1 tRNA gene is annotated in these 203 nt (G+C 48.8%); it reads right to left on the reverse strand.

Annotation, left to right across the window (positions count from 1 at the left end):
* Positions 1 to 6 precede the first annotated feature (6 nt).
* Positions 7 to 93 (reverse strand) — tRNA-Leu (locus tag BCU12_RS08790).
* Positions 94 to 203: the final 110 nt, after the last annotated feature.

Here is a 203-nt window from a genome sequence, read left to right on the forward strand (position 1 = left end):
AATAGATGGTGCCCCGGGCCGGACTTGAACCGGCACAGCGCGAACGCCGAGGGATTTTAAATCCCTTGTGTCTACCAATTCCACCACCAGGGCACGCAAAACTTGTTGCGATGCTTCTAATAATCGCACTCTTCCGAGTGGGTTAGACACCATCTTATTTACAGCGAATTAGGCTATAAATCTAATTTGGAGCGATACATCGG

This window comes from Vibrio sp. 10N.261.55.A7 (genome assembly GCF_002877365.1).
Taxonomy (GTDB): domain Bacteria; phylum Pseudomonadota; class Gammaproteobacteria; order Enterobacterales; family Vibrionaceae; genus Vibrio.